Genomic DNA, 19,970 nt, shown 5'->3' on the forward strand with positions numbered 1-19,970 from the left:
ACAACGATGACACCAGAACTGAAAGAGAGAATAGAAAAATTAACACAAGAGCACAAAATTTTGGTATTCATGAAGGGCAGCAAACTAATGCCCCAGTGTGGCTTTTCTAATAACGTTGTCCAAATTCTGAATAGCCTAGGAATTAAGTACGAAACCGTAGACGTACTAGAAGATTACGAGATTCGCCAGGGAATCAAAGAATATTCCAACTGGCCAACTATTCCTCAAGTGTACATTAAGGGAGAGTTTATCGGTGGCTCCGATGTGATGATTGAAATGTATCAAAATGGTGAATTGCAGCAGACCGTGGAAGTCGCCCTGGCATCCTAATCCTTGACAGCAGCAAAGTATTGACAGAACTGAAGAACCGCAAAAAGCGATCGGATTAGGAAATGCGATCGCTTTTTTTTAGGACTTAAATACTGAAACGAAAAATCAAGATTTCAGCCCTAAGGCTGCTGATCCAACCAAACCGCTAAATCCGTTGCTGTCTCAAAATCCAACAAGGCTTCACTCAATTCCTCCAATCGAGTAATGGATAATCCCTCAATCCGCTGTTGGAGCCCAGGGTCAATTAAACCTAACCTCAGGGTTAGCTGACGCATCACAATTAATACCGCTTCCTGCTGCTTTCCTCGCTGGAGTCCCTGCTGGAGTCCCTTTTGGACTCCTTTTTGGATAATATCTTGATAGGTGACTGATTCTTCCATAACTTCCTCTGACAAGGTGAACACTAACAGTTCAATCTCAGCCGTGATCCAACCAAACCGCTAAATCGGTTGCTGTCTCAAAATCCAACAAGGCTTCACTCAATTCCTCCAATCGAGTAATGGATAATTCCTCAATCTTCTTTTGGAGCCCAGGCTCAAGTAAACCTAACCTCAGGGTTAGCTGACGCATCACAATTAATACCGCTTCCTGCTGCTTTCCTCGGTCGAGTCCCTGCTGGAGTCCCTGCTGGAGTCCCTGCTGGAGTCCCTGCTGGATTCCCTTCTGGACTCCCTTTTGGATAATATCTTGATAGGTGACTGATTCTTCCATAACTTCCTCCCTCAACAATCGACGCACTAAATTTTTGTCAAACCGTAAACCAGCCAGCACATCCACACAGGCTGCTAAGTTTCCTCGTAATGGTTTTTCTTCAATTTTATCCACTTCAGCAACCACTTGCTCCAACAATAGATTAGGCCGATTACTCCTAGCTAGAGTTGCCAAGGGTAACAAAGCCCGATTGGCTAACAGTGGTAATGGGTCTTGCTCCCACAAGCGAATTACTCGATAACGATGCCAGGTATTAGTATCCCTAAACTCGTTATTGAATACCATCTGTGAGGTCGTAGACTTTAGAAAAATCACCACCTGTTCAATCGGACATCGGTATTTGCGCTGTAGCCTGACCCAATAGTCCAACATCCGAAATGGTAATGGTGGCTCAGATTGAGGTAAGGTTTGAAATTCTAGGTGCAGAATTTGGTTTGTACTTTGGAGTAAAGTCAGAGCATCAGCTTGAATGGGTTCAGCACTTAATTCGGTTTTAAGTACCTGAATATCATCAGGTTCCTCACCCAATAGCCACTGAAAAAACTCTGATGGATATTCTTCTGCTAGGTATTTGCAGATATTATCGTAGGCCAAGGCAAATTGTTCAAAGTTAACACTATCTCAGACAGCGATGCAGCGCGGTCTTGGGGGTTTCCCCCATGAGCGACTGCATCAAGACAGTGTAGTGAATCTGAGCTAAAAAATTGATCGCACCTGGATCTTGTTTATTTATTCAAGTTATGATACCGGAGTATTTCTGATTGACAGAATACCTTTAGATAAGATCTAAATCAGAAGGGTGCATCTCATTAAAGGTGTTTGACCTGGTGCCTGGAACAGGCATCTTGGTGGAACAGGCATCTTGCCTGTTTCCAGATCCACTGCTCCCTGTTCCCAGATCCGCTGTTCCCTACTCCCTATTCCCTACTCCCTACTCCCTACTCCCTACTCCCTATTCCCTTTGCTATTAGCTGAATGAGCATCCTAGAGTTAGAGTCTACTCTCAATCGTTATGAAGCTGCCCTGACCGCCCTTGAAAAAACTGACAATAATCCATCTCCTGAAGCCATTCTTCGTGTCCTGATTGCTCGCAATATTGTTCAGGAAAAATTTGCTGATATTGCCCACATTTCTAAAGATAAACTGATTAAACTGATTGAGTTAGATAGCAGATTGAAAAAGCAGGCTGGTTTGATTACTCAGACTGTGCAATTAACTAATTGGCGGACTAGCTTTCATCCCCCACAAGACTACTGGTGGTGGTTTCTACAAGCACCTACTCATCGCTTAGACCGTTTCGACTGGCTGTGGAATGCACTGACAGTTACTTCTTTAACGGCATCGGTGAGTCTAGTGGTAGATATTTCCTCCCGTTTTTTAAGTACTAGTCCGGGTTTTATAGGTTCTTTTGCGGTGATTTCCCAGAGTGCATTGACCTTGTTGACAGCTGGGGGGGTTTTAACCAAAGCTGGTCGTACAGGTGTTGAAGAAATTCTATCGGGATTAGGGATTAAAAAATATCTTTGGCAAGAAGTAAAATTGGGACTATCGGTGGTACTTTTAGTTTCGTTAATTGGCTTTCGAGGATCTTTGCCCTTGATTTCGGACTGCTTTAATAAATGGGGTTTCGACAAATATGATAATAAAGGAGACTGGTCAAGTGCTCAGTCTAATTATGAACGAGCATTGAGTCTCAATCCAGATAATGCCGAAGCGCACTACAATTTGGGTCGTCTTTATGAAGATTTACAGGAGTTGGATAAGGCGCGAACTCAGTATAGGTTAGCGGTAGAGGGGGGTTTAGATGCTGCTTATAATGAATTGGTGCGGTTGTATATTCAAGATAAAAACTATTCCCAAGCGGTATCTTTACTTTTGAAGGGGTTAGATACTGTGCCAGAAGCAGAAACGGGAACTCAATATGCATTATTGAAAAACTTAGGCTGGGCTAGGTTGAAGCAAGAACGCTATGCCGAAGCCGAAACCTACCTCAGAGATGCTATTGAACTAGACAAAACCTTTACGCGAACTCCGGCAGCGGCTCACTGTTTATTAGCGCAAGTCATTGAAAACAAACCAGAAAAAGATCCAGACAATGCCTTGGCAGAATGGAAAATTTGTTTACGCTATACTGATATCCGTAACCCTGATGAAGATATCTGGGTTGGGATGGCTCGTGAACGTATAGATGCTCAAGTAGGTGTTAAAGATAAGACTAGTGAATCGACTAAGTAAGCTGATTTGCTCTGCCCCGATCTTGACCATAGTTATGATTATGTTGGGAAGCCTGGTGAGTAAGCCAGTACTGGCAGGGCATTGGATTTTTAAAACCACGGGTAGAGTTGAGCTAGAACGGGAGGGATGGTCACGTTTCCATCCAGTGCCTAACTATACCACGATAAATCCAGGGGATCTGCTGAGACCACCATCGGGGGTTAGGGTTAAACTATTTTGTGATCATGGTAAAACTCACTCTGTACCTGCTGGGGTAACAACAGGCATTAATGGCATATGTCCACCACCGCGAATTAAAAGCTCCAGGAGAATTGTCAGAGCACGTCCGGTAAGCTCCTCTATTCCCTACATTATCAGCCCACGGGCAACTCGTTTACTGACTGACAAGCCCACTCTAAGCTGGCATGATGCCACCGATGCTAGCAGTTTCATGGTAACAGTGAGAGGGCGAGGCTTGAATTGGACTGAGGAATTTAGTCGAGAGCAGGTTTGTCAACAGGGTATTTGTCAGGTTGTTTATCCAGGTGCGACTCGTTAGCTATAAACCTTACCCTATAAGGGTTTGGAGGATTAGCTGCTTGGTTCAACAAACCATGACAACTTGATAATCATGATGGTGAAAAACCATCCCGGAGACAAAACCTTAGAATAGTGCAGCCTTAGTACAAAACCTTACTCCTATGATGCCTAACCTGCTGACCATAAAGGCTGCACTATTGTTTCGGTAACTTCTGACCCTCGCGAAATCCGAGTGACAGCCCTACCCTGATTTATAGAAATAGCAAACCTATAAATTGATGCAAGGGTCGAACGAGCGAAACATCCTTTAACCTGATCGATGTCAACTTAGGCAACGAACTCATGGGTACGCACAGGAAAGTACATCCGAATCATCGTCAGCAACACGTAGCGAAAATAAGGTTGACACGCTACAGACAAATAGTCAATGGAGTAAGGACTATAAGATTCTGGGTTCTTATAAGATTTCCCACAACTCCCGGTGAACAGTACTGCCCTAAAAGTTCAAAATATGATTATCAGGAACGAGGTAATTCTCACATGTACTCTCGAAAAGGTCGAACATTTCGAGTAGGTAGCTAGCCGCAAGTCATGTGAGGACAAGATTGAGTCAGAAGCAAATGCCTAGGGTAATACCTAGGATACGCAGACAGACTCACGTTATAGGAAAAGATATGGTCGTAAGTAGTAATGAATAAGTCTAAAACTCGGGGGTTCGCTCCACAGTCAGAATGGAACAAAGTTAACTGGCAAAAGCTAGAAAAGACTTTGTGGAAGTTACAAAAACGAATATATCAAGCCTCTCAACGTGGAGACGTCCGCGTGGTACGAAAACTACAAAAAATCCTGATGAAGTCCTGGACAGCCAAAATGATTGCGGTCCGAAGGGTTACCCAAGAGAACAAAGGCAAAAAGACTGCTGGAATAGACGGGAAGAAAGCTCTAACAAGTAAGCAACGACTCGCCTTAGTAGACAGCCTAATAATCTCAAAAAGGGCACAACCAACCAGAAGGGTATGGATACCCAAACCTGGACGGAAGGAAAAACGCCCATTAGGAATACCGACCATATACGACCGCGCATTACAGGCAGCGGCCATTCAGGCTCTTGAACCTGAATGGGAAGCCAAATTTGAACCTAACTCATATGGATTCAGACCAGGACGCTCATGTCATGATGCCATCGGAGCAATATATGTAAGCATTAACAAAAAACCTAAATGGGTATTAGATGCTGACATTGCCAAATGCTTCGACAAAATTAACCACGAAGCACTTCTAACTAAATTAAATACTTATCCATCCATGAGACGTCTAATAAAGTCCTGGTTAAAAGCCGGTGTGATGGATAACGGGATATTCTCACCTACAAATGAGGGTACTCCTCAAGGTGGAGTCATCTCTCCACTAAAGCGCGAACATAGCCCTCCACGGAATGGAAAAAGCCATATGGGATTACGCCAACTCTGTAAAAGGTAAAAAAACCCACTACAAAAAGGGATTAGCCTTAATCAGATATGCTGACGATTTCGTCATCCTACATAAAGACCAGAAAGTGGTAGAAGAATGTCAGGAAGTGATTAACAACTGGCTACATAACATGGGTTTGGAATTAAAGCCTAGTAAAACTCAAATGACCCATACCCTTGACGGATTCAACTTCCTCGGATCTAACATACGTCAATACAAAGCAGGTAAAAACCACTCAAAACAAGGCTTTAAAACCATCATCAAACCATCTAAGGAAAAAGTCCAAGAGCATTACGGGCAGCTCTCAAATGCCATTAGGAAACATAGAGCTGCCCCTCAGGAAGCATTAATACGCCACCTTAAACCTATTATACGTGGATGGTGTAACTACTACAGAGGGGTCTGTAGTAAAGAAACCTTCAACGACTTAGGGAACATGCTATGGAATAAACTCCAAAGATGGGGATACAGGAGACATCCAAAGAAATCGAAATCCTGGGTAAACAAGAAATATTGGGGAACCATCGGAGATGATAACTGGGTGTTCATGACTAAAGAGGGTATTAGCCTCCCAAAACATGCTAAAACAGAAATTGTCAGGCATAAAAAAGTCCAGGACACCAGAAGCCCTTACGATGGAGACCTAATCTATTGGAGCACCAGAATGAGAGAACATCCTGAGATGACCACTCAGAAGGGAAAGCTTTTAGAACGGCAAGAAGGGAAATGTACTCATTGTGGACTTACCTTTAAAGATGGAGATTTGTTGGAAAAACATCACATAATACCACGTGCCTTAGGTGGAAGTAATCTAAACAAAAATTTAGAATTATTACACCTCCACTGTCACGATGCCAAACACGGAAACAAAATCAACTCACATGAGATAGATGAAAATCCGTTTTAGAGGTACCAATGACAATGGTTCCTATGATGAGGAGCCGTATGATGGGAAACTATCACGTACGGTTCTGTTGGCGTAGCCTTCCCGAAGGGTAGACGAGTCGGTGAGGCGACTCACCGGCTTAGTTTAATGAAGTAAGCCACTAAAACCTGGAGTTAGTTATAAGTTGGTCGTCGAGACTGATAGAAATCGTGCCTCTACAGAAGATAGCACTGGAGGACTAGGATTTACGCGGATTAAGTCAGATCAAGCTAGAGAAATTCAGGTTATTGCTCGGCGGATTCAGGAACAGAATCTACCAAAGGAGTTCAAGCCCTTAGCTCTAGCTGAACTCTATGCTGACTACGATTTAACGGCTGAGGCCATTGAAATCCTGGAAGGACAAGAAAACGATCAAAAAATAGCACCGATTTATCGCTTACTGGGTGATTTGTATAAACGGATAGGACTAGTTGTGGAAGCTAAGGGTCCTTATTCAAAGGCAGTAGAACTGACCACAGCAACTGAGCATTGGGAAGAACTAGCAGCAGCCAAAGCTGGATTAGGGGAGGTTCAGTATGCTCGTGGGAATCGGCAAGAAGGAGTGAGTTTGTTAGAACAAGCGAAGGCAATCTATGAACAGTTTGGGGACCGAAAACGGGTAGGGGAATTAGAAAAGCAACTGTCAGAGTTAAAGTAAGATTTGAGATTCCCTAGGGATTAACACTGGCTATACCAATCCTAAATGAATTGTGATATGTTTTGCGGCCATATTACCTACTCCCTACTCCCTGCTCCGAAGCTCCCTAAAACCCAGATATTTTTACCTCACTCGTTCTGAGAATTGCTAGATATGATTCAAACTATACCAGCCAGAGAAATTACTCTATACGAATTAGAAACAAAATTTGGGATTCACTTAGTTGAGGATAACGAATTTTTTCGAGAGTGGCAAGATGATTTGCCAGAAATTACTGCTACGGAAAAAGAAAGATTAGACCGAGTCAAGGTTAGTTATACAAATTTAACGAAATATCCTCCTCTGTTAGAAAACACCGTCAAAATGGTTGTGCTCTCTCCCTTGTTAGATTTAGCAGGGTTATACTTGCCTCCTTTTCACATCAAGTCAGAGAAGTCTGTAGAAATTGCCGAAGAAGACCGGGGAGTTATCGTCAGAGGAAATATCGATGTATTGGTGTTATGGGAGCAGTTTTTGGTAGTGGTTATTGAATCCAAGAAAGTGGCCTTTTCTTTGGAAGTGGGTAAACCCCAACTCCTGGCTTATATGCTGTCAAATCCCTATCCTGAAAAACCGGTTTATGGACTGATTACGAATGGCAGTAGCTTCAGGTTTATCAAATTAGTTAAAGGCGAAATAACTCAGTACGCTGTCTCTAAATTGTTTGATATTTTCAATCCAGGAAATGAGCTGTATAGCGTTCTAAGGGTACTGAAGGGTTTGGGTCAATTGGCAATTAACCAGGAATAATGGTGATTTGTGATGAGGGATAGGAGTTTACCGCCAATAGTTCTACATTACCTGGGAGTTCGTCTGTTGATGGTAACCCTGGTTCCTGCTATCTTCTCTGCTACTGTAACTGTGCCACTGATGGCTCAATCGAGCTGGGCACAGACTCAAAACTCCCAGGAAGAAGCCACCCCCTCAGACTTACTTCAGGCTAAAGCTGACCAACTGTTTGAGCAAGGAATTGAACAATACCAGTCAATATAAAGCTGCCCTCCAGTCCTGGCAAGAAGCCCTAGGCATTTATCGCGAACTGGAAGACCGCCACGGGGAAGCCAACTCCCTCAACAATCTCGGGCTTGCTTAGGATAGCCTAGGGCAATACCGCAAAGCGATTGAGTTTCATCAGCAGTCTTTATCCGATACTTTTTAGCTACCAAAACCTACCAAAGGCAAATTCTGGCTCGCCAATGCAAGATGCAATAGCATCCAGGGGGTATCTCCGCGCTTCTCTGACGGAATATCCCGCGAGCGCCATAAAAATGTCAAAAAAGTCTAACACCGGGATAGAGAGCGCAACTACTAAACCCTTGGTTTTCGGCTTTAATTTAAGTTACATAATAATCCCTGTCGGTGTTAACCTAATTTAAGTTTAACAAATAATAAGAGTTTTTGGTAGAGTCTGCGATATTTTCTCTAGCTGTTTACTAACTCTCCGCAACCGTCCCAAAAACCAGTGGGATCACGAAACGATTGCCGAAACCGAAAACAACCGAACTGCTCTGCGAAAAGACTACCAGGACTTGCTGGTTCAATTAAAAGTCCAAAACCCTGAAATCGCTAGCTTAAAAACTGTAGAAGTTGCCTCCCTCCCTGAAATCCAAGGCTTGCTGGATAGCGATACTACCCTAGTCGAGTACTTTGTCACGGATGAACGCACCCTAGCCTTCATTATCACCCGCAACAGCTTCCACACTGTCCCCCTCAATGTCACTCGCCAACAACTGACCGAAGAACTGACACTTTTCCAAGACTTTGCTGACTTAGATCAACCCCATCCCCTAGAACTTAAAAACCTGCACGACTGGCTAATTGTACCCCTCCAGCCCCATCTCAACACCACCACTATCACCATTGTTCCCCACGGTATCCTGCACTATCTTCCCTTTGCTGCCCTCACTGACGGCAAGGAGTACCTCAGTGACAACTACGCCCTATTGTCCCTGCCCAGTGCTAGCATCCTGCGCTACTTACCCGACAAGGGCAAATCAACCACAGGCAGTCTTCTCGCCCTGGGAGATCCCACCATTCCTGGACTTTCCCCCTTAAATCATGCTCAAAAAGAAGTAGAGACCATTGCCAAGCTCTTCCAGACCAAAGCCCTGGTGGGGAAAGCGGCTACCGAAACCGCTCTCCGCTCTAGGGCTTGTAACAGTTTCCGAAAATATTCATATACCTCCCACAATCTCCCAGAATGTGTGTTAGATTAAAAACATGGCACTCATTCCACTCCGTAAGGCGGTCGAACTTACGGGACTCTCCAAAAATACACTAAGAAAGTACGCGGACGATGGAACGATTAGATGCGAGAAAACGCCAGGCGGAACAAGATTGTTTGACGTCGAAAGCCTGCTCACTTTCGGGAACAGTTCGTCAAGCTCTCGATCAGATCATTTTACAATTTGCTACTGTCGAGTCAGTTCCACTAAACAAAAAGACGACCTCGCCAGACAAATCGCCTACATGCACTCCCTTTTCCCGCAAGCCGAAATCATTAAAGACATCGGCTCAGGACTCAACTACAAAAGGAAAGGGCTTCGATCCATATTGGAACGAGTTGTGCGTGGAGATCAGCTCACGATTGTTGTTGCCTGTAGAGACAGACTTACACGATTTGGGTTTGAACTCATTGAGTACTTGGTTAGAAGTTACCGTAAGAGTAGTGCAGCCTTTATAGTTGGTAAATTATGCAGCATAGGGTAAAGGTTTTGTAGTAAGGCTGCACTACTCTAAGGTTTCATCTCCGGTCGGCATCAACGGTGGATAAATCTTGGTTCTCGACCAGCCTGAAAGTTGTCCAGAATCAGAACTTACCGCAGATATTCTCTCCATCATTCACGTCTTCTATTGCCGTGTCCACGGACTCAGAAAGTACGGGTCAAAAATCAAAAAAGATCCGGATATTCCTCAATGCTGAACAGCGATATACTGTTCGTAAGTGGTTTGGAGTTTCCCGTTATGTTTTCAACAAAACCGTCAAGATTCTTGAAGATGGTGAGACTAAAGCTAACTGGAAAGCCATCAAGACCGACATTCTGAATAGCTTACCAGAGTGGTGTAAGGCAGTACCTTATCAAATCAAATCTATAGCGATAAAGGATGCTTGCACCGCTGTAAGGGAGGCCAAGAAAAAGTATAAAAAGACTGGACAAATAAATCGAGTGCGATTTAGATCTCGTAAAAATCCTGTTCAGTCTTGCTACATCCCTAAGTCGGCTGTATCTAGCAAAGGGATTTACCATACAAAACTGGGTGAATTGACCTTTACTGAAACACTTCCAGATGATATTGGAGATTGTCGATTAACTAGCACCAATGGGGATTACTACCTGACAGTCCCTCACAAGACTACTCAAGTAAAATCCGAGAACCAAGGTAGAGTAGTAGCTTTAGACCCTGGTGTTAGAACATTTTTGACACTTTTTAGTGAGAATTCTGTAGGAAAAATTGGTTGTGGAGATTTTTCTCGAATTCAACGACTTTGCTCTCACCTCGATGGCCTCTTATCAAGAATAAGCAAGGCAAAAGGGAAGCAAAAACGTCGAATGATAAAAGCTGCCAGGCGAATAATCATTAGAATTCAGAATCTGATTAACGAACTACATCATAAGGCTGCCCGTTTTTTAGTTGACAACTTTGACGTTATACTACTTCCTACTTTTGAGACATCTGAAATGACAAAAAAAGGAAACAGGAAGATCAGGTCTAAAACTGTTCGGAATTTGCTTTCTTTTGCTCATTATCGCTTCAAAGAGTTCCTCAAACACAAAGCTGGAGAAACAGGGAAAACAGTAGTAGACGTCTGTGAAGCCTATACCAGTAAAACTGTTAGCTGGACAGGTGAGTTAATAAATATCGGTGGTAGCAAGAAAATTAAATCAAAAATTGATGGCCGATCGATGGATCGCGACATCAATGGCGCACGTGGGATATTCCTACGTGCCTTGGTAGATACACCCTGGCTGAGAAATCAGCTTGCATTGGCGAGCCAGGATTGACTTTTTGGGAGATTCTGGTAGCTAAAAAGTATCGGCATTACAGCAAGCTCAGAAAGACTTACGGGAAAAATATCCCCATCCTTATTATTGGGCAGCATTTTCTTTGACAGGGGATGCTGGGAAAAGGGAGTAGGGAGTCGGGAGTAGGGATATTGAGATACACCGAATTTTTGGCGTTGCTTAATAATGGAATGATTTTAAGAGTTTTCTGGAATGGGCATGTTGGTAGAACTGGCATGTTGGTAGAACTGGCATCTTGGTAGAACTGGCATGTTGGTAGAACTGGCATGTTGGTAGAACTGGCATCTTGCCAGTTTCATGCTTATTTTCGAGCGGGCAGGATGCCCACATATTTTCGAGCGGGCAGGATGCCCACTCTACTCCTATTCAGCGCCAAGACATTAGCAACGCCGAATTTTTTCCTATTCCCTATTCCCTAGTGCTCCAACCAAAGCGCTAAATCCGTTGCTGTCTCAAAATCCAACAAGGCTTCACTCAATTCCTCCAATCGAGTAATCGATAATCCCTCAATCTGCTGTTGGAGCCCAGGGTCAAGTAAACCTAACTTCAGGGTTAGCAAACGCATCACAATTAATAGGACTCCCTCCTGCTTGCCGCGCTGGATTCCCTTTTGGACTCCCTTTTGGATAATATCTTGATAGGTGACTGATTCTTCCATAACTTCCTCCCTCAAAAATCGACGGATTAAATCTTTATCAAACCGCAAACCAGCCAGTACATCCACACAGGCCGCTAGGGTTCGGAGTTGACCTTGTTCTTCAATTCTATCGACTTCAGCAACGACTTGCTCCAACAATAGATTAGGCCGATTACTCCTGGCTAAAGTGGCCAAGGGTAACAAAGCCCGATTGGCCAATAGTGGTAATGGGTCTTGCTCCCACAGACGAATTATCCGATAACGATGCCAGGTGTTAGTATCTCTAAACTCGTTAGTAAATACCATCTGTGAGGTCGTAGACTTTAGAAAAATTACCACCTGCTCAATCGGACATCGGTACTTGCGATGTAATCTGACCCAATAGTCCAACATCCGAAATGGTAATGGTGGCTCGGATTGGGGTAAGGTTTGAAATTCTAGGTGCAGAATTTGGTTTGTACTTTGGAGTAAAGTCAGAGCATCAGCTTGAATTGGTTCACTACTCAATTCGCTTTTAAGTACCTGAATATCTCTAGGTTCTTCACCCAATAGCCAGTGAAAAAACTCCGATGGGTATTCTTCTGCTAGGTATTTGCAGATATTATCGTAAGCCAAGGCAAATTGTTCAAAGTTAATACTATCTCAGACAGTGTAGTGAATCTGAACCAGAAAATTGATCGCACCTGGATCTTGTTTATTGAGTCAAGTTATGATACCTGACCAAGTCTGATTGAGATCAGATACATAAGGAATAATAGTAAATCCGGTTAATCACTTCTAAGGGAAAAATTTCAAAAATGCTGAAATCCCTTATTTAAACTCAGCAATTGATCAGCATAAGTACCAGTCTTATCTTTCAACCAGACCTCATTACCACTAGTAATCTTGCCAATTACTGCTGCTCCCTCCCCCAGTTGTGCCACTAATTCCTCAGCAGCTTCAGTGGGCAAACATAGCACTAATTCAAAATCTTCACCACCATACAACGCCCAATCCAAAGCTTGCTCTGGAGACACCAATTTACTGAAGCTTGGAGGTAGGGTAATTCGGTTAGGATCAATCTCTGCACCAACACCACTGGCACCACAAATTTGTACAATAGCATCTGCTAAACCATCGCTACTATCCATACCCGCAATGGATAGTTGGAGGGTTGAAGGTTGAAGGGTTGAAGGTTGAAGGGTTGAAGGTTGAAGGTTTGAAGGTTGAAGGTTTGAAGGTTGAAGGGTTGAAGGTTGAAAGTTATCAGATTGAAAGTTATCAGGTTGAAAGTTATCAGGTTGAAAGTTCCAACTTTCAACCTTCAACCTGTTAACCTGTAACGTGAGTAAAGATACAACATCAAGTCTGGGTTGGGGACGCTGGTGAGCTTTAATCAAAGATAGTCGTTCCTCTGGACTTAAGTGTTTGCCGAAATCTGGGTTGAGGAGTAATTCTAGTCCAGCCCGGGAAGCACCATGAACACCTGTCACCACAATGGCATGTCCCACCTTAGCACCTGTTCTGCGGATAGCTTGGTCGGGGTAGACTTGACCAAAGGCAGTGATAGCAATAGTAATAACCGGCGAGCGACAGATATCTCCTCCGACTATTGGTGTATTGTACTGGTTTAAACACTGAGTCATGCCTTGGTAAAGTCTCTCAACCCAGCTAACCGCTACATCCCCTGTCAGGCTTAAGCCTACCGTAATGCCTAGGGGGGATGCTCCCATCGCAGCTAAATCAGACAAATTAGCAGCAGCAGCACGCCAACCAGCATCTTCTGGACTAGTAGTGCATTGGCTTACCCCACCGTAGCGATCGCTAAAATGCACCCCATTCACTAAAACATCTGTAGTAATCACCAAGGATTGACCAGACTCTGGAGGGGGAATTACCGCTCCATCATCCCCGACAACCCCTGGTGGACAGAAAGGCTGTAACCGTTCTAGAAGACCTTGTTCTCCGATATCTTTTATTAATTCAAGGGTCACGAGACAACGATCAATGATTGATACTTCTGACTGGCATAAACGGAGCTAAAGGTAATTAATCAAGCTTATCCCTGGCTTCGCCGCAGCCGCTTAGGAGCTGACCGCTTATAGCACTAAGCATTAAGGTGTTTGACATTTATAAAAGCAGCAAAAGCTATTATATTCAGCTATTGCTAGCATGCCTCTTGCCTCTTGCCTTGGGCGTAGCGCTATAACCGATAGGATAGCTATGCCTGCGGCTCAACTAAATTCTCAATCCCATCAATAACTCTCATCGACTCAATTACATCCCCTCGTTTGAGCTGTCTGAGTAACTCTTTGTTTTCTACAACATAGCCAAAGACAGAATAGCGCCCATCCATAAAGTTGATACCAGCTGGGGTAAGTTCTGGTTGAAACAGGAAGAAGAAAAACTGAGAAGAGCCACCATTGGGATCCTCTGCAGGACGTGCCATTGCTAGGGTACCAAAAGCAGAGAAAGGTAGCACAGGTTGCTCACGATAACGACCAATTTCTTCCAGGGTAAACTCATAAACCGGTTCCGAGTCCCCTTTCAGCATGATTTCTATGGGAATCCCTCGGTATTCACCAGTTTCTGGGTCAATAAAGCCTGTCGCTTTTCCTGGAGGGTCTCCTGCTTGCAGGATATAGTTATCTTCAGCACGGTTGAAGGTTAGACCATCATAGAAACCCCGCTGTACCAAATCCACAAAGTTACCGGCGGTGACTGGAGCATTGTAACCATCTACCACCATTCTCAAGGAACCTTCCTCTGTGGTCATTTCCACGGTAGCGCGACCCTTAAGTTGAGGTAAGTTACTATACTCTGGGGGTACCTCAAAGGGAAACTCCTCTACCATCAATTGTTCCAGTTCCCCTACTTGATCCAAGAGTATCCCGCGCTCAATCAAGACTCTTTCCTTGTCTTTAGCCTCCACAGCTTCTCGAATCTTAGCAATTTCGGCTTGGATCTGGGCAATTAGGGCTTCGCCTTGGGGTTTTCTGGCATCTGGAATGTCCGCTAGCAATTTCTGATCACTACTAGTTAAAACCACAGCAGCTTTAGTAATATCGCTGGTGATAGGACTCCAGCGTTTTCCCCGCATTTGTTGAGAAATATCCTCCAAACTGGCTTGTATTTTCCGCACTGGCTGATTATCTATCGGTAGGGCATAGCGCAACAAAGCTCTACCATCAGTAATGGCATTACCCCCTGGTAATCGACTTTCACGAGCAGGTTCTTGATTACCAAAGTTAAACTTAAAGTTCCACCAAGCTCCACTCAGACCTAGGGAAAGGGACATTAACAGCAGCCCCAAGAGGGTAGTCTTGGTCAAGGGTTTCCACCAATCTGGCAAAGAAATCTTTAAAAGTTTCATAAACAATAATTACCCCAAGCATTACACCAGTGGGGTCAAGGCTGATCCACAACGTATCAAAACTTCATCTCATATCTTCCCATGTCAAGGAAGTTTATGATACCGTTTCTCAATTAGCGTGGGTCTTTCAGCAGCGTTGCTTAATAATGGAATGATTTTAATAGTAGGTGCGCGCCTCCTAGGGCGCGAGGGATTGCTCGCGCCCTTGGGTCGCACCTGTGGAATGGGCATCAGGCGTGGAACTGGCATCTTGCCAGTTTCATGCTTATTTTCGGGCGGGCAGGATGCCCACTCTACTGCTATTCAGCGCGAAGATTCAGCAACGCCCTTTCAGCTGGGGCCCGCGCCCATCACACCAATAAACCACTGAGCTAGCCAGGTGATCACCCTCTCCCCCTGTCCCTATCCCTCCATCGATTTCACTAGCTTTGAGGTGATTGGCCAACAGTATCGTTTAGTTTAAGTTTGGCAAGTCCCTTGCCGCACCACTTTGGGACAAATCTTTAGGTTAACCTCCAAAGTGCAACTTTCAACCTTCAACCTCTCAAGGGTAAAATAAGATGCCGATTGTTCTGCCCGAGTTAGCAGGTTAATGATTTCTAGTAACGACTTTCGCACCGGTGTCTCCATTGAGTTAGATGGATCCGTATGGCGGGTAGTGGAATTTCTCCACGTCAAGCCTGGAAAAGGTTCCGCCTTTGTTCGCACCAAACTAAAAAATGTCCAGACAGGGAATGTTGTAGAGAAAACCTTTCGGGCTGGGGAAACAGTACCCCAGGCAAACCTCGAAAAACGTCCCATGCAGCATACCTACAAAGATGGCGAAGAATTTGTCTTCATGGATATGGAAAGCTTCGAGGAAACTCGTCTGAGTGAAGCACAGATTGGCGATCGCTCCAAGTATCTCACTGAAGAAATGGAAGTGAACATCCTCACCTGGAACGACCAGATTCTAGAAGTAGAACTGCCCAATTCTGTAGTGTTGGAAGTAGTCGATACCGATCCTGGTGTTAAAGGTGATACCGCTACTGGTGGTACCAAACCAGCCATTGTTTCAACAGGAGCTCAGGTGATGGTTCCTCTATTCATTTCCATAGGAGAGCGCATTAAAATCGATACCCGTAATGATTCTTACCAAGGTCGCGAGTAAATTGTTTTGATGCCCTGATTTGATGCTCTTAATAGATCATGAGATCATGGCAATCAAGATAATGGACTCAGCTGACTACTAAGGCAAAATAATGCCAAAAAATCTTAACCCTTAGCCTTTAGCCCCAAGACCCTAACCTTTTTTTAAAAATTGTGGCATTAGACATCAATCAACTTCGTGATCTGTTAGCTGCTATTGCTGAAACTGATATTACAGAACTGACCCTCAAGAGTGATGATTTTGAACTCACAGTGCGTAAAGGGGTCAGTATCACCCCTACCAGTGATTCTGGTGGAGCTAGCACTACTTATCAAGCCCCTACAGGCTCCGTAGCGGTTCCCATCGGCTCCACTCCCACTACTTCCACCCCAGTACTAGAGGTAGCCCCAACACCAGAACCAACCCCACCAGTACCTCCACCAGGGGTAGATCAAAAGTGGGAGGAAATTAAGTCACCCATGGTCGGGACATTTTACCGCTCTCCTGCTCCTGATGAAGACCCCTTTGTGGAGGTGGGGGAACGCATTAGTGCTGGTCAAACTGTTTGTATTATTGAAGCTATGAAGCTGATGAATGAAATTGAAGCAGAAGTGACTGGACAAGTAATGGAAATTTTGGTGACAAATGGAGAACCAATAGAATATGGTCAAGCACTAATGCGGATTAAACCTGACTAAGCATTACTCCTTAGATAGGTTTCACAGATGTCAAGCTAATAATAGCTGCTAGAAGCGAAAATAGGTTTGCTGGGCATGGGAATTAGAGGTCTGCCAACGTATATTTATTTGCCGCAGCGTCGGTTGAAAAATTTTCATCCAACGCTAGTGAGCAACTGCTCAAAGCAGTCTAAGCTGGGAAACCTCTAGAGTGGGAAGTTTTGATTGACATCTTGGCGAGTCAGTGGTTGATCAAGCATTAAGCCTTCTCCACCTAAAACCTCTAGTTGTTTCCCATCTACCTCAATCCATACTTGAGTATTGGGGTCTAGACTGCTTGCTGTATAAACAATTTGCGCCAGACGACCGCTCATGGAGCTACTGCCCCCACCAACGGTAAATTCCTGGGACAAGTCTACATGAACACCATCATTTTTGAGAGAAACACCCCGTAGTTTTGTACCTTGGGGAATAGTGGTCGTAAATGTGCCATTGGTCGGCCCAGCCAATAAACTGTTGAATGCGCTCTCTAAGATCTCACCTTTGTTAAGGGTCTTATTATTTAAGGGAATTGAACTGGGACTTAAAACAATTTGGTTATCAACATCATTGAGCCAATAAACCTGAATTTTTTCCTTAGTTGAGGGTTTTTCAGTTGTGGGTTGTATAGTCTGAGATGACTTGGGTGTAGATGACTTGGGTGTAGTTGTTGTCACAGACGAAGATTGCTGTGAACGCCATGCCCACCAGCTACCTCCACCTGCTGCTGCTAAGACTAGGATGGAAATACTGGCAATCACACCGAGAGGAATACCACGATCGTCTTGTTGGTCATGCATAATAACTGATTAATCAAAAGGTTGATTTACTGTAATTTGATTTACTGTGATCAGATCTGACTAGTGGCACGAAACCAAATTGAATTTTTGATATTTCATCCTTCATCTTTGATATTTCATACTTAACACGCTTTATTCCTTGATCCGGACAAATGCTGCTAATTCTAATTCACTAGGACTTAACTGGAATTGTAAGATACGGGCTGTGATGCCTTCATCTTCGATATTGCTCAGATTTAAGCGCTGGCTAAGACTACCAACAAATAACTTGATTATCTGAGGAGGGAGTGGGTTCCCATCAACCGACAACTTGGGTTCAATTAGCTGTATGCTTTTCCCGGTCAGGATGCCCACACCGGAGTTTAATATAATCTCTAGGGGTTGATTATCTCCTTGCTGCAATGTCACTTGTAAATAAATACGGTTGTTATCTAGGAAGTTGACTTGTGAGTTCAGTAGTTTATAACGCCTACTGCCACGACTGATCACAGCATTGATCAAATCGTTTAATACTTCTATAACTTCCGGCGACTCTAGAGCTTGGTTAATATCTGACTCGGTTAAAACTAGACGCACTCCAGCTTGTAGCGGTTGCCTCAGAGAGTTCGCTAGTGAGTCTTTACCACCTTTACGGACCTTCTCTATATCAAGGTCAATCGGATCAGTTTCTAATTCCAAGACACCAATCCGGATATCTGGCGTCAGCCATAATCCCTTACCAGCAATTAAAACCTGGTCTACTTTGCCTGGCAAAATTTGGTAATTGGGAGTGTTGTTAACTCGGACTTGCAATTGCTCGACCTGGGAAAGCTGGGAGCGGATATTGCTTTCGATCACCTTGTCGAGGATGAAACCCACCCCAGAAACGACAGTGATTAAGCCTGATAGGAATATGGTCAAAAATTCCATGGAAAAAAAAAGGCACAACGTTAAGAGTGAGGTCAGGCAAGGTAAGTATTCAGCTATCAGCTAATGCGCTACTTGAGGTGCTACTTGAGGTGCTATCAGCTAATGCGCTACTTGAGGTGCTACTTGAGGTGCTTTTTAATAAAAGAGGTAAGCATTCGAATAATGCTGAGTTAAGTCTGCTGACGGCACCTCAAGTAGCGTGAGCTAAAAGCTGACGGCTGACGGCTGACGGCTGAATGCTTACGAGGCAACGAGGGCAGTTAAGGGAGATAGGGCAGATGTAAGTAGTAGAGCAAAATTCAAGTTAACTGTTAAGACTTGGGAACAATAAACTTCAGATCAGGCAATAGAAGGGGATTCAATGCCTTCACAGGTCTTACACACCTATTACACAGGTCTTAACACAGTTAACTTGATCAGGACTTACGCACCAAGACCCTTAAACCCTGGTTTATGGTAATACATCAAAGGTTTAAATCGGTGTAATTACCGTCAATAACCAGGTGGCTGGGGTAAGTCCTGTTTATTTCTATCCAGGTACTTACCAGAAAATTCCCTCTTAATCTTATCCCAAAACCCAGTTGAACAACCCTGTGCTAAGAGCAGGGGATGAACACTGGTTTTCCTTCTCACAATTCCAATTTCCATGGAAACACTATAACTTGACACTCCCCACGGTTAGAAACCGGGGGATTCTTCGTTCAGCGACCCAAGTTGCTGAGACAGGATTTCTCCAGTCCCAGTAGTGCTCAGGTCTCCCGAAGCGTTGGGATCTTTATCGATCCAAGTTCCGATGTGCCCCATCGTACTTAAAGCAGAATTCAGAATATTGATGGCGGCATTTTGGTCGCGATCTAGAACACATCCACATCGACAAACATGGGTTCGAGTTGATAGTGATTTCTTGACCGTTGTTCCACAACTTGAACAATTTTGGCTTGTGTAGGCAGGGTTAACGACAACTGTTACTCTGCCCAACTTTTTGCCAAAATACTCTAACCACTTCCTGAATTGATACCAACCTGCATCATTAATAGACTTGGCGAGACAATGGTTTTTCACCAGGTTCTTAATCCTCAAATCTTCGTAGGCGACCATGTCGTTAGACAGGACTACGCAACGCGCTACTCTCTTAGCATGTTCTTCACGTTGCCTACTTATTTTGAGGTGTACACGTCCTAGCTTATTAATGGCGCGCTTACGGTTAGCACTGCCTTTTTTCTTTCGAGAAACGCGACGTTGATAGAACTTCATCCGTTTCTCGCTTTTTCTGTAGAATCGTGGGTTGGGTTCAGTATTGCCATCTGAATCTGTGTAGAACTCTTTGAGTCCGACATCTAAACCAACGTTGTGCTTTGTCGGTTCAACATCAACGTTGACATCTACTTGAATACAGAATTGGCAATAATAACCATCAGCTCGTCTAACCAGTCTCACTCGCTTAATCTGTTTAACTCGATAGAATGCCAAATCCCACGTCCCAATCAATTTAAGTTTACCAATCCCTTTTTGTCG

Annotated in this window: 24 protein-coding genes; 15 read left to right on the top strand and 9 right to left on the bottom strand. The window is 44.1% G+C overall.

Annotated elements, in window-relative coordinates:
• Positions 1-6 precede the first annotated feature (6 nt).
• Positions 7-330, top strand: coding sequence for a Grx4 family monothiol glutaredoxin (gene grxD, locus LYNGBM3L_RS27140; protein WP_008188959.1), 324 nt, complete (start codon positions 7-9; stop codon positions 328-330).
• A gap of 119 nt (positions 331-449) precedes the next feature.
• Here grxD and LYNGBM3L_RS27145 read toward each other — a convergent pair whose 3' ends face one another.
• Both LYNGBM3L_RS27145 and LYNGBM3L_RS27150 read right to left on the bottom strand, forming a co-directional pair.
• Entirely contained in the window at positions 450-710 is a 261-nt protein-coding gene (locus LYNGBM3L_RS27145) for a DUF4351 domain-containing protein (protein WP_081431891.1), read from the bottom strand.
• A 37-nt stretch (positions 711-747) separates the two neighbouring features.
• Complete coding sequence (locus tag LYNGBM3L_RS27150; RefSeq protein ID WP_008188961.1) at positions 748-1,635, bottom strand: Rpn family recombination-promoting nuclease/putative transposase; 888 nt, start codon at positions 1,633-1,635, stop codon at positions 748-750.
• Between the two features lie 233 nt (positions 1,636-1,868).
• On the opposite strand from LYNGBM3L_RS27150, the gene LYNGBM3L_RS46165 reads away from it, so the two are divergent.
• From LYNGBM3L_RS46165 to LYNGBM3L_RS27195, 12 genes are all read left to right on the top strand, one after another.
• Complete coding sequence (locus tag LYNGBM3L_RS46165) at positions 1,869-2,012, top strand: hypothetical protein (RefSeq protein ID WP_165691808.1); 144 nt, start codon at positions 1,869-1,871, stop codon at positions 2,010-2,012.
• A 4-nt stretch (positions 2,013-2,016) separates the two neighbouring features.
• Positions 2,017-3,276 carry a tetratricopeptide repeat protein gene (locus LYNGBM3L_RS27155; protein WP_008188962.1) on the top strand — a complete coding sequence of 420 codons (1,260 nt, stop codon included), beginning with the start codon at positions 2,017-2,019 and terminating at the stop codon, positions 3,274-3,276.
• A 40-nt stretch (positions 3,277-3,316) separates the two neighbouring features.
• Positions 3,317-3,814 carry a hypothetical protein gene (locus tag LYNGBM3L_RS27160; protein WP_229414737.1) on the top strand — a complete coding sequence of 166 codons (498 nt, stop codon included), beginning with the start codon at positions 3,317-3,319 and terminating at the stop codon, positions 3,812-3,814.
• Between the two features lie 671 nt (positions 3,815-4,485).
• The gene (locus LYNGBM3L_RS49550) at positions 4,486-5,274 is read left to right on the top strand and encodes a reverse transcriptase N-terminal domain-containing protein (protein WP_008188965.1); all 789 of its coding nucleotides are present in this window, start codon (positions 4,486-4,488) and stop codon (positions 5,272-5,274) included.
• The gene (locus LYNGBM3L_RS49555) at positions 5,231-6,172 is read left to right on the top strand and encodes a group II intron reverse transcriptase (protein ID WP_008188966.1); all 942 of its coding nucleotides are present in this window, start codon (positions 5,231-5,233) and stop codon (positions 6,170-6,172) included. Before LYNGBM3L_RS49550 ends, LYNGBM3L_RS49555 begins: the two co-directional genes overlap by 44 nt.
• 163 nt (positions 6,173-6,335) lie before the next feature.
• Positions 6,336-6,848, top strand: coding sequence for a tetratricopeptide repeat protein (locus LYNGBM3L_RS34320; protein WP_008188968.1), 513 nt, complete (start codon positions 6,336-6,338; stop codon positions 6,846-6,848).
• Between the two features lie 153 nt (positions 6,849-7,001).
• Positions 7,002-7,637 (top strand): PD-(D/E)XK nuclease family protein, encoded by a 636-nt coding sequence (locus LYNGBM3L_RS27180; protein ID WP_008188971.1) that lies wholly within the window; start codon positions 7,002-7,004, stop codon positions 7,635-7,637.
• 12 nt (positions 7,638-7,649) lie between these two features.
• Entirely contained in the window at positions 7,650-7,880 is a 231-nt protein-coding gene (locus LYNGBM3L_RS46170) for a hypothetical protein (protein WP_075873635.1), read from the top strand.
• The gene (locus LYNGBM3L_RS49045; protein WP_008188975.1) at positions 7,858-7,980 is read left to right on the top strand and encodes a hypothetical protein; all 123 of its coding nucleotides are present in this window, start codon (positions 7,858-7,860) and stop codon (positions 7,978-7,980) included. Before LYNGBM3L_RS46170 ends, LYNGBM3L_RS49045 begins: the two co-directional genes overlap by 23 nt.
• Positions 7,981-8,416: 436 nt before the next feature.
• Positions 8,417-9,103 carry a CHAT domain-containing protein gene (locus LYNGBM3L_RS27185; protein ID WP_008188977.1) on the top strand — a complete coding sequence of 229 codons (687 nt, stop codon included), beginning with the start codon at positions 8,417-8,419 and terminating at the stop codon, positions 9,101-9,103.
• Between the two features lie 4 nt (positions 9,104-9,107).
• Entirely contained in the window at positions 9,108-9,596 is a 489-nt protein-coding gene (locus tag LYNGBM3L_RS27190) for an IS607 family transposase (protein ID WP_008188980.1), read from the top strand.
• A gap of 56 nt (positions 9,597-9,652) precedes the next feature.
• Positions 9,653-10,891 carry an RNA-guided endonuclease InsQ/TnpB family protein gene (locus LYNGBM3L_RS27195; protein WP_044495023.1) on the top strand — a complete coding sequence of 413 codons (1,239 nt, stop codon included), beginning with the start codon at positions 9,653-9,655 and terminating at the stop codon, positions 10,889-10,891.
• A gap of 58 nt (positions 10,892-10,949) precedes the next feature.
• On the opposite strand, the gene LYNGBM3L_RS41910 is transcribed toward LYNGBM3L_RS27195, so the two are convergent.
• The 4 genes from LYNGBM3L_RS41910 to LYNGBM3L_RS27210 all read right to left on the bottom strand — a co-directional run bounded on the left by LYNGBM3L_RS41910 (position 10,950) and on the right by LYNGBM3L_RS27210 (position 14,901).
• Positions 10,950-11,180: a hypothetical protein gene (locus tag LYNGBM3L_RS41910; RefSeq protein WP_131827126.1), complete on the bottom strand. Its 231-nt coding sequence runs from the start codon at positions 11,178-11,180 to the stop codon at positions 10,950-10,952.
• Positions 11,181-11,327: 147 nt separating this feature from the next.
• On the bottom strand, positions 11,328-12,164 hold the full coding sequence (locus LYNGBM3L_RS27200; RefSeq protein ID WP_008188986.1) for an Rpn family recombination-promoting nuclease/putative transposase: 837 nt from the start codon (positions 12,162-12,164) through the stop codon (positions 11,328-11,330).
• A gap of 176 nt (positions 12,165-12,340) precedes the next feature.
• Positions 12,341-13,522 (bottom strand): thiamine-phosphate kinase, encoded by a 1,182-nt coding sequence (gene thiL / locus LYNGBM3L_RS27205; protein ID WP_008188988.1) that lies wholly within the window; start codon positions 13,520-13,522, stop codon positions 12,341-12,343.
• Positions 13,523-13,749: 227 nt separating this feature from the next.
• Positions 13,750-14,901 carry a peptidylprolyl isomerase gene (locus tag LYNGBM3L_RS27210; RefSeq protein ID WP_008188990.1) on the bottom strand — a complete coding sequence of 384 codons (1,152 nt, stop codon included), beginning with the start codon at positions 14,899-14,901 and terminating at the stop codon, positions 13,750-13,752.
• A 592-nt stretch (positions 14,902-15,493) separates the two neighbouring features.
• On the opposite strand from LYNGBM3L_RS27210, the gene efp reads away from it, so the two are divergent.
• Positions 15,494-16,051, top strand: a complete 558-nt coding sequence (gene efp, locus LYNGBM3L_RS27215) for an elongation factor P (RefSeq protein ID WP_008188994.1) — start codon at positions 15,494-15,496, stop codon at positions 16,049-16,051.
• Positions 16,052-16,203: 152 nt separating this feature from the next.
• Positions 16,204-16,728 (top strand): acetyl-CoA carboxylase biotin carboxyl carrier protein, encoded by a 525-nt coding sequence (accB, locus tag LYNGBM3L_RS27220; protein ID WP_008188996.1) that lies wholly within the window; start codon positions 16,204-16,206, stop codon positions 16,726-16,728.
• 185 nt (positions 16,729-16,913) lie between these two features.
• Here the strand turns inward: accB and LYNGBM3L_RS27225 are convergent, their stop codons facing one another.
• The 3 genes from LYNGBM3L_RS27225 to LYNGBM3L_RS27235 all read right to left on the bottom strand — a co-directional run.
• Positions 16,914-17,546 carry a GerMN domain-containing protein gene (locus LYNGBM3L_RS27225; protein ID WP_008188998.1) on the bottom strand — a complete coding sequence of 211 codons (633 nt, stop codon included), beginning with the start codon at positions 17,544-17,546 and terminating at the stop codon, positions 16,914-16,916.
• A 132-nt stretch (positions 17,547-17,678) separates the two neighbouring features.
• Positions 17,679-18,455 (bottom strand): LmeA family phospholipid-binding protein, encoded by a 777-nt coding sequence (locus tag LYNGBM3L_RS27230; protein ID WP_008189000.1) that lies wholly within the window; start codon positions 18,453-18,455, stop codon positions 17,679-17,681.
• 678 nt (positions 18,456-19,133) lie between these two features.
• Positions 19,134-19,970, bottom strand: an 837-nt coding sequence (locus tag LYNGBM3L_RS27235; protein WP_008189007.1) for an RNA-guided endonuclease InsQ/TnpB family protein, incomplete at its 5' end; no start/stop codon positions are given.

The sequence above is a fragment of the Moorena producens 3L genome (genome assembly GCF_000211815.1).
GTDB lineage: Bacteria > Cyanobacteriota > Cyanobacteriia > Cyanobacteriales > Coleofasciculaceae > Moorena > Moorena producens.

Excerpts from the sequence above, each read along its gene's own strand:
- grxD (WP_008188959.1), top strand. The coding sequence starts at position 7 with ATGACACCAGAACTGAAAGAGAGAATAGAAAAATTAACACAAGAGCAC.
- LYNGBM3L_RS27145 (WP_081431891.1), bottom strand. The coding sequence starts at position 710 with ATGGAAGAATCAGTCACCTATCAAGATATTATCCAAAAAGGAGTCCAA.
- LYNGBM3L_RS27155 (WP_008188962.1), top strand. The coding sequence starts at position 2,017 with ATGAGCATCCTAGAGTTAGAGTCTACTCTCAATCGTTATGAAGCTGCC.
- LYNGBM3L_RS27160 (WP_229414737.1), top strand. The coding sequence starts at position 3,317 with ATGTTGGGAAGCCTGGTGAGTAAGCCAGTACTGGCAGGGCATTGGATT.
- LYNGBM3L_RS49550 (WP_008188965.1), top strand. The coding sequence starts at position 4,486 with ATGAATAAGTCTAAAACTCGGGGGTTCGCTCCACAGTCAGAATGGAAC.
- LYNGBM3L_RS49555 (WP_008188966.1), top strand. The coding sequence starts at position 5,231 with ATGGAAAAAGCCATATGGGATTACGCCAACTCTGTAAAAGGTAAAAAA.
- LYNGBM3L_RS27180 (WP_008188971.1), top strand. The coding sequence starts at position 7,002 with ATGATTCAAACTATACCAGCCAGAGAAATTACTCTATACGAATTAGAA.
- LYNGBM3L_RS46170 (WP_075873635.1), top strand. The coding sequence starts at position 7,650 with ATGAGGGATAGGAGTTTACCGCCAATAGTTCTACATTACCTGGGAGTT.
- LYNGBM3L_RS27190 (WP_008188980.1), top strand. The coding sequence starts at position 9,108 with ATGGCACTCATTCCACTCCGTAAGGCGGTCGAACTTACGGGACTCTCC.
- LYNGBM3L_RS41910 (WP_131827126.1), bottom strand. The coding sequence starts at position 11,180 with ATGCCAGTTCTACCAACATGCCAGTTCTACCAAGATGCCAGTTCTACC.
- LYNGBM3L_RS27210 (WP_008188990.1), bottom strand. The coding sequence starts at position 14,901 with ATGAAACTTTTAAAGATTTCTTTGCCAGATTGGTGGAAACCCTTGACC.
- efp (WP_008188994.1), top strand. The coding sequence starts at position 15,494 with ATGATTTCTAGTAACGACTTTCGCACCGGTGTCTCCATTGAGTTAGAT.
- LYNGBM3L_RS27225 (WP_008188998.1), bottom strand. The coding sequence starts at position 17,546 with ATGCATGACCAACAAGACGATCGTGGTATTCCTCTCGGTGTGATTGCC.
- LYNGBM3L_RS27230 (WP_008189000.1), bottom strand. The coding sequence starts at position 18,455 with ATGGAATTTTTGACCATATTCCTATCAGGCTTAATCACTGTCGTTTCT.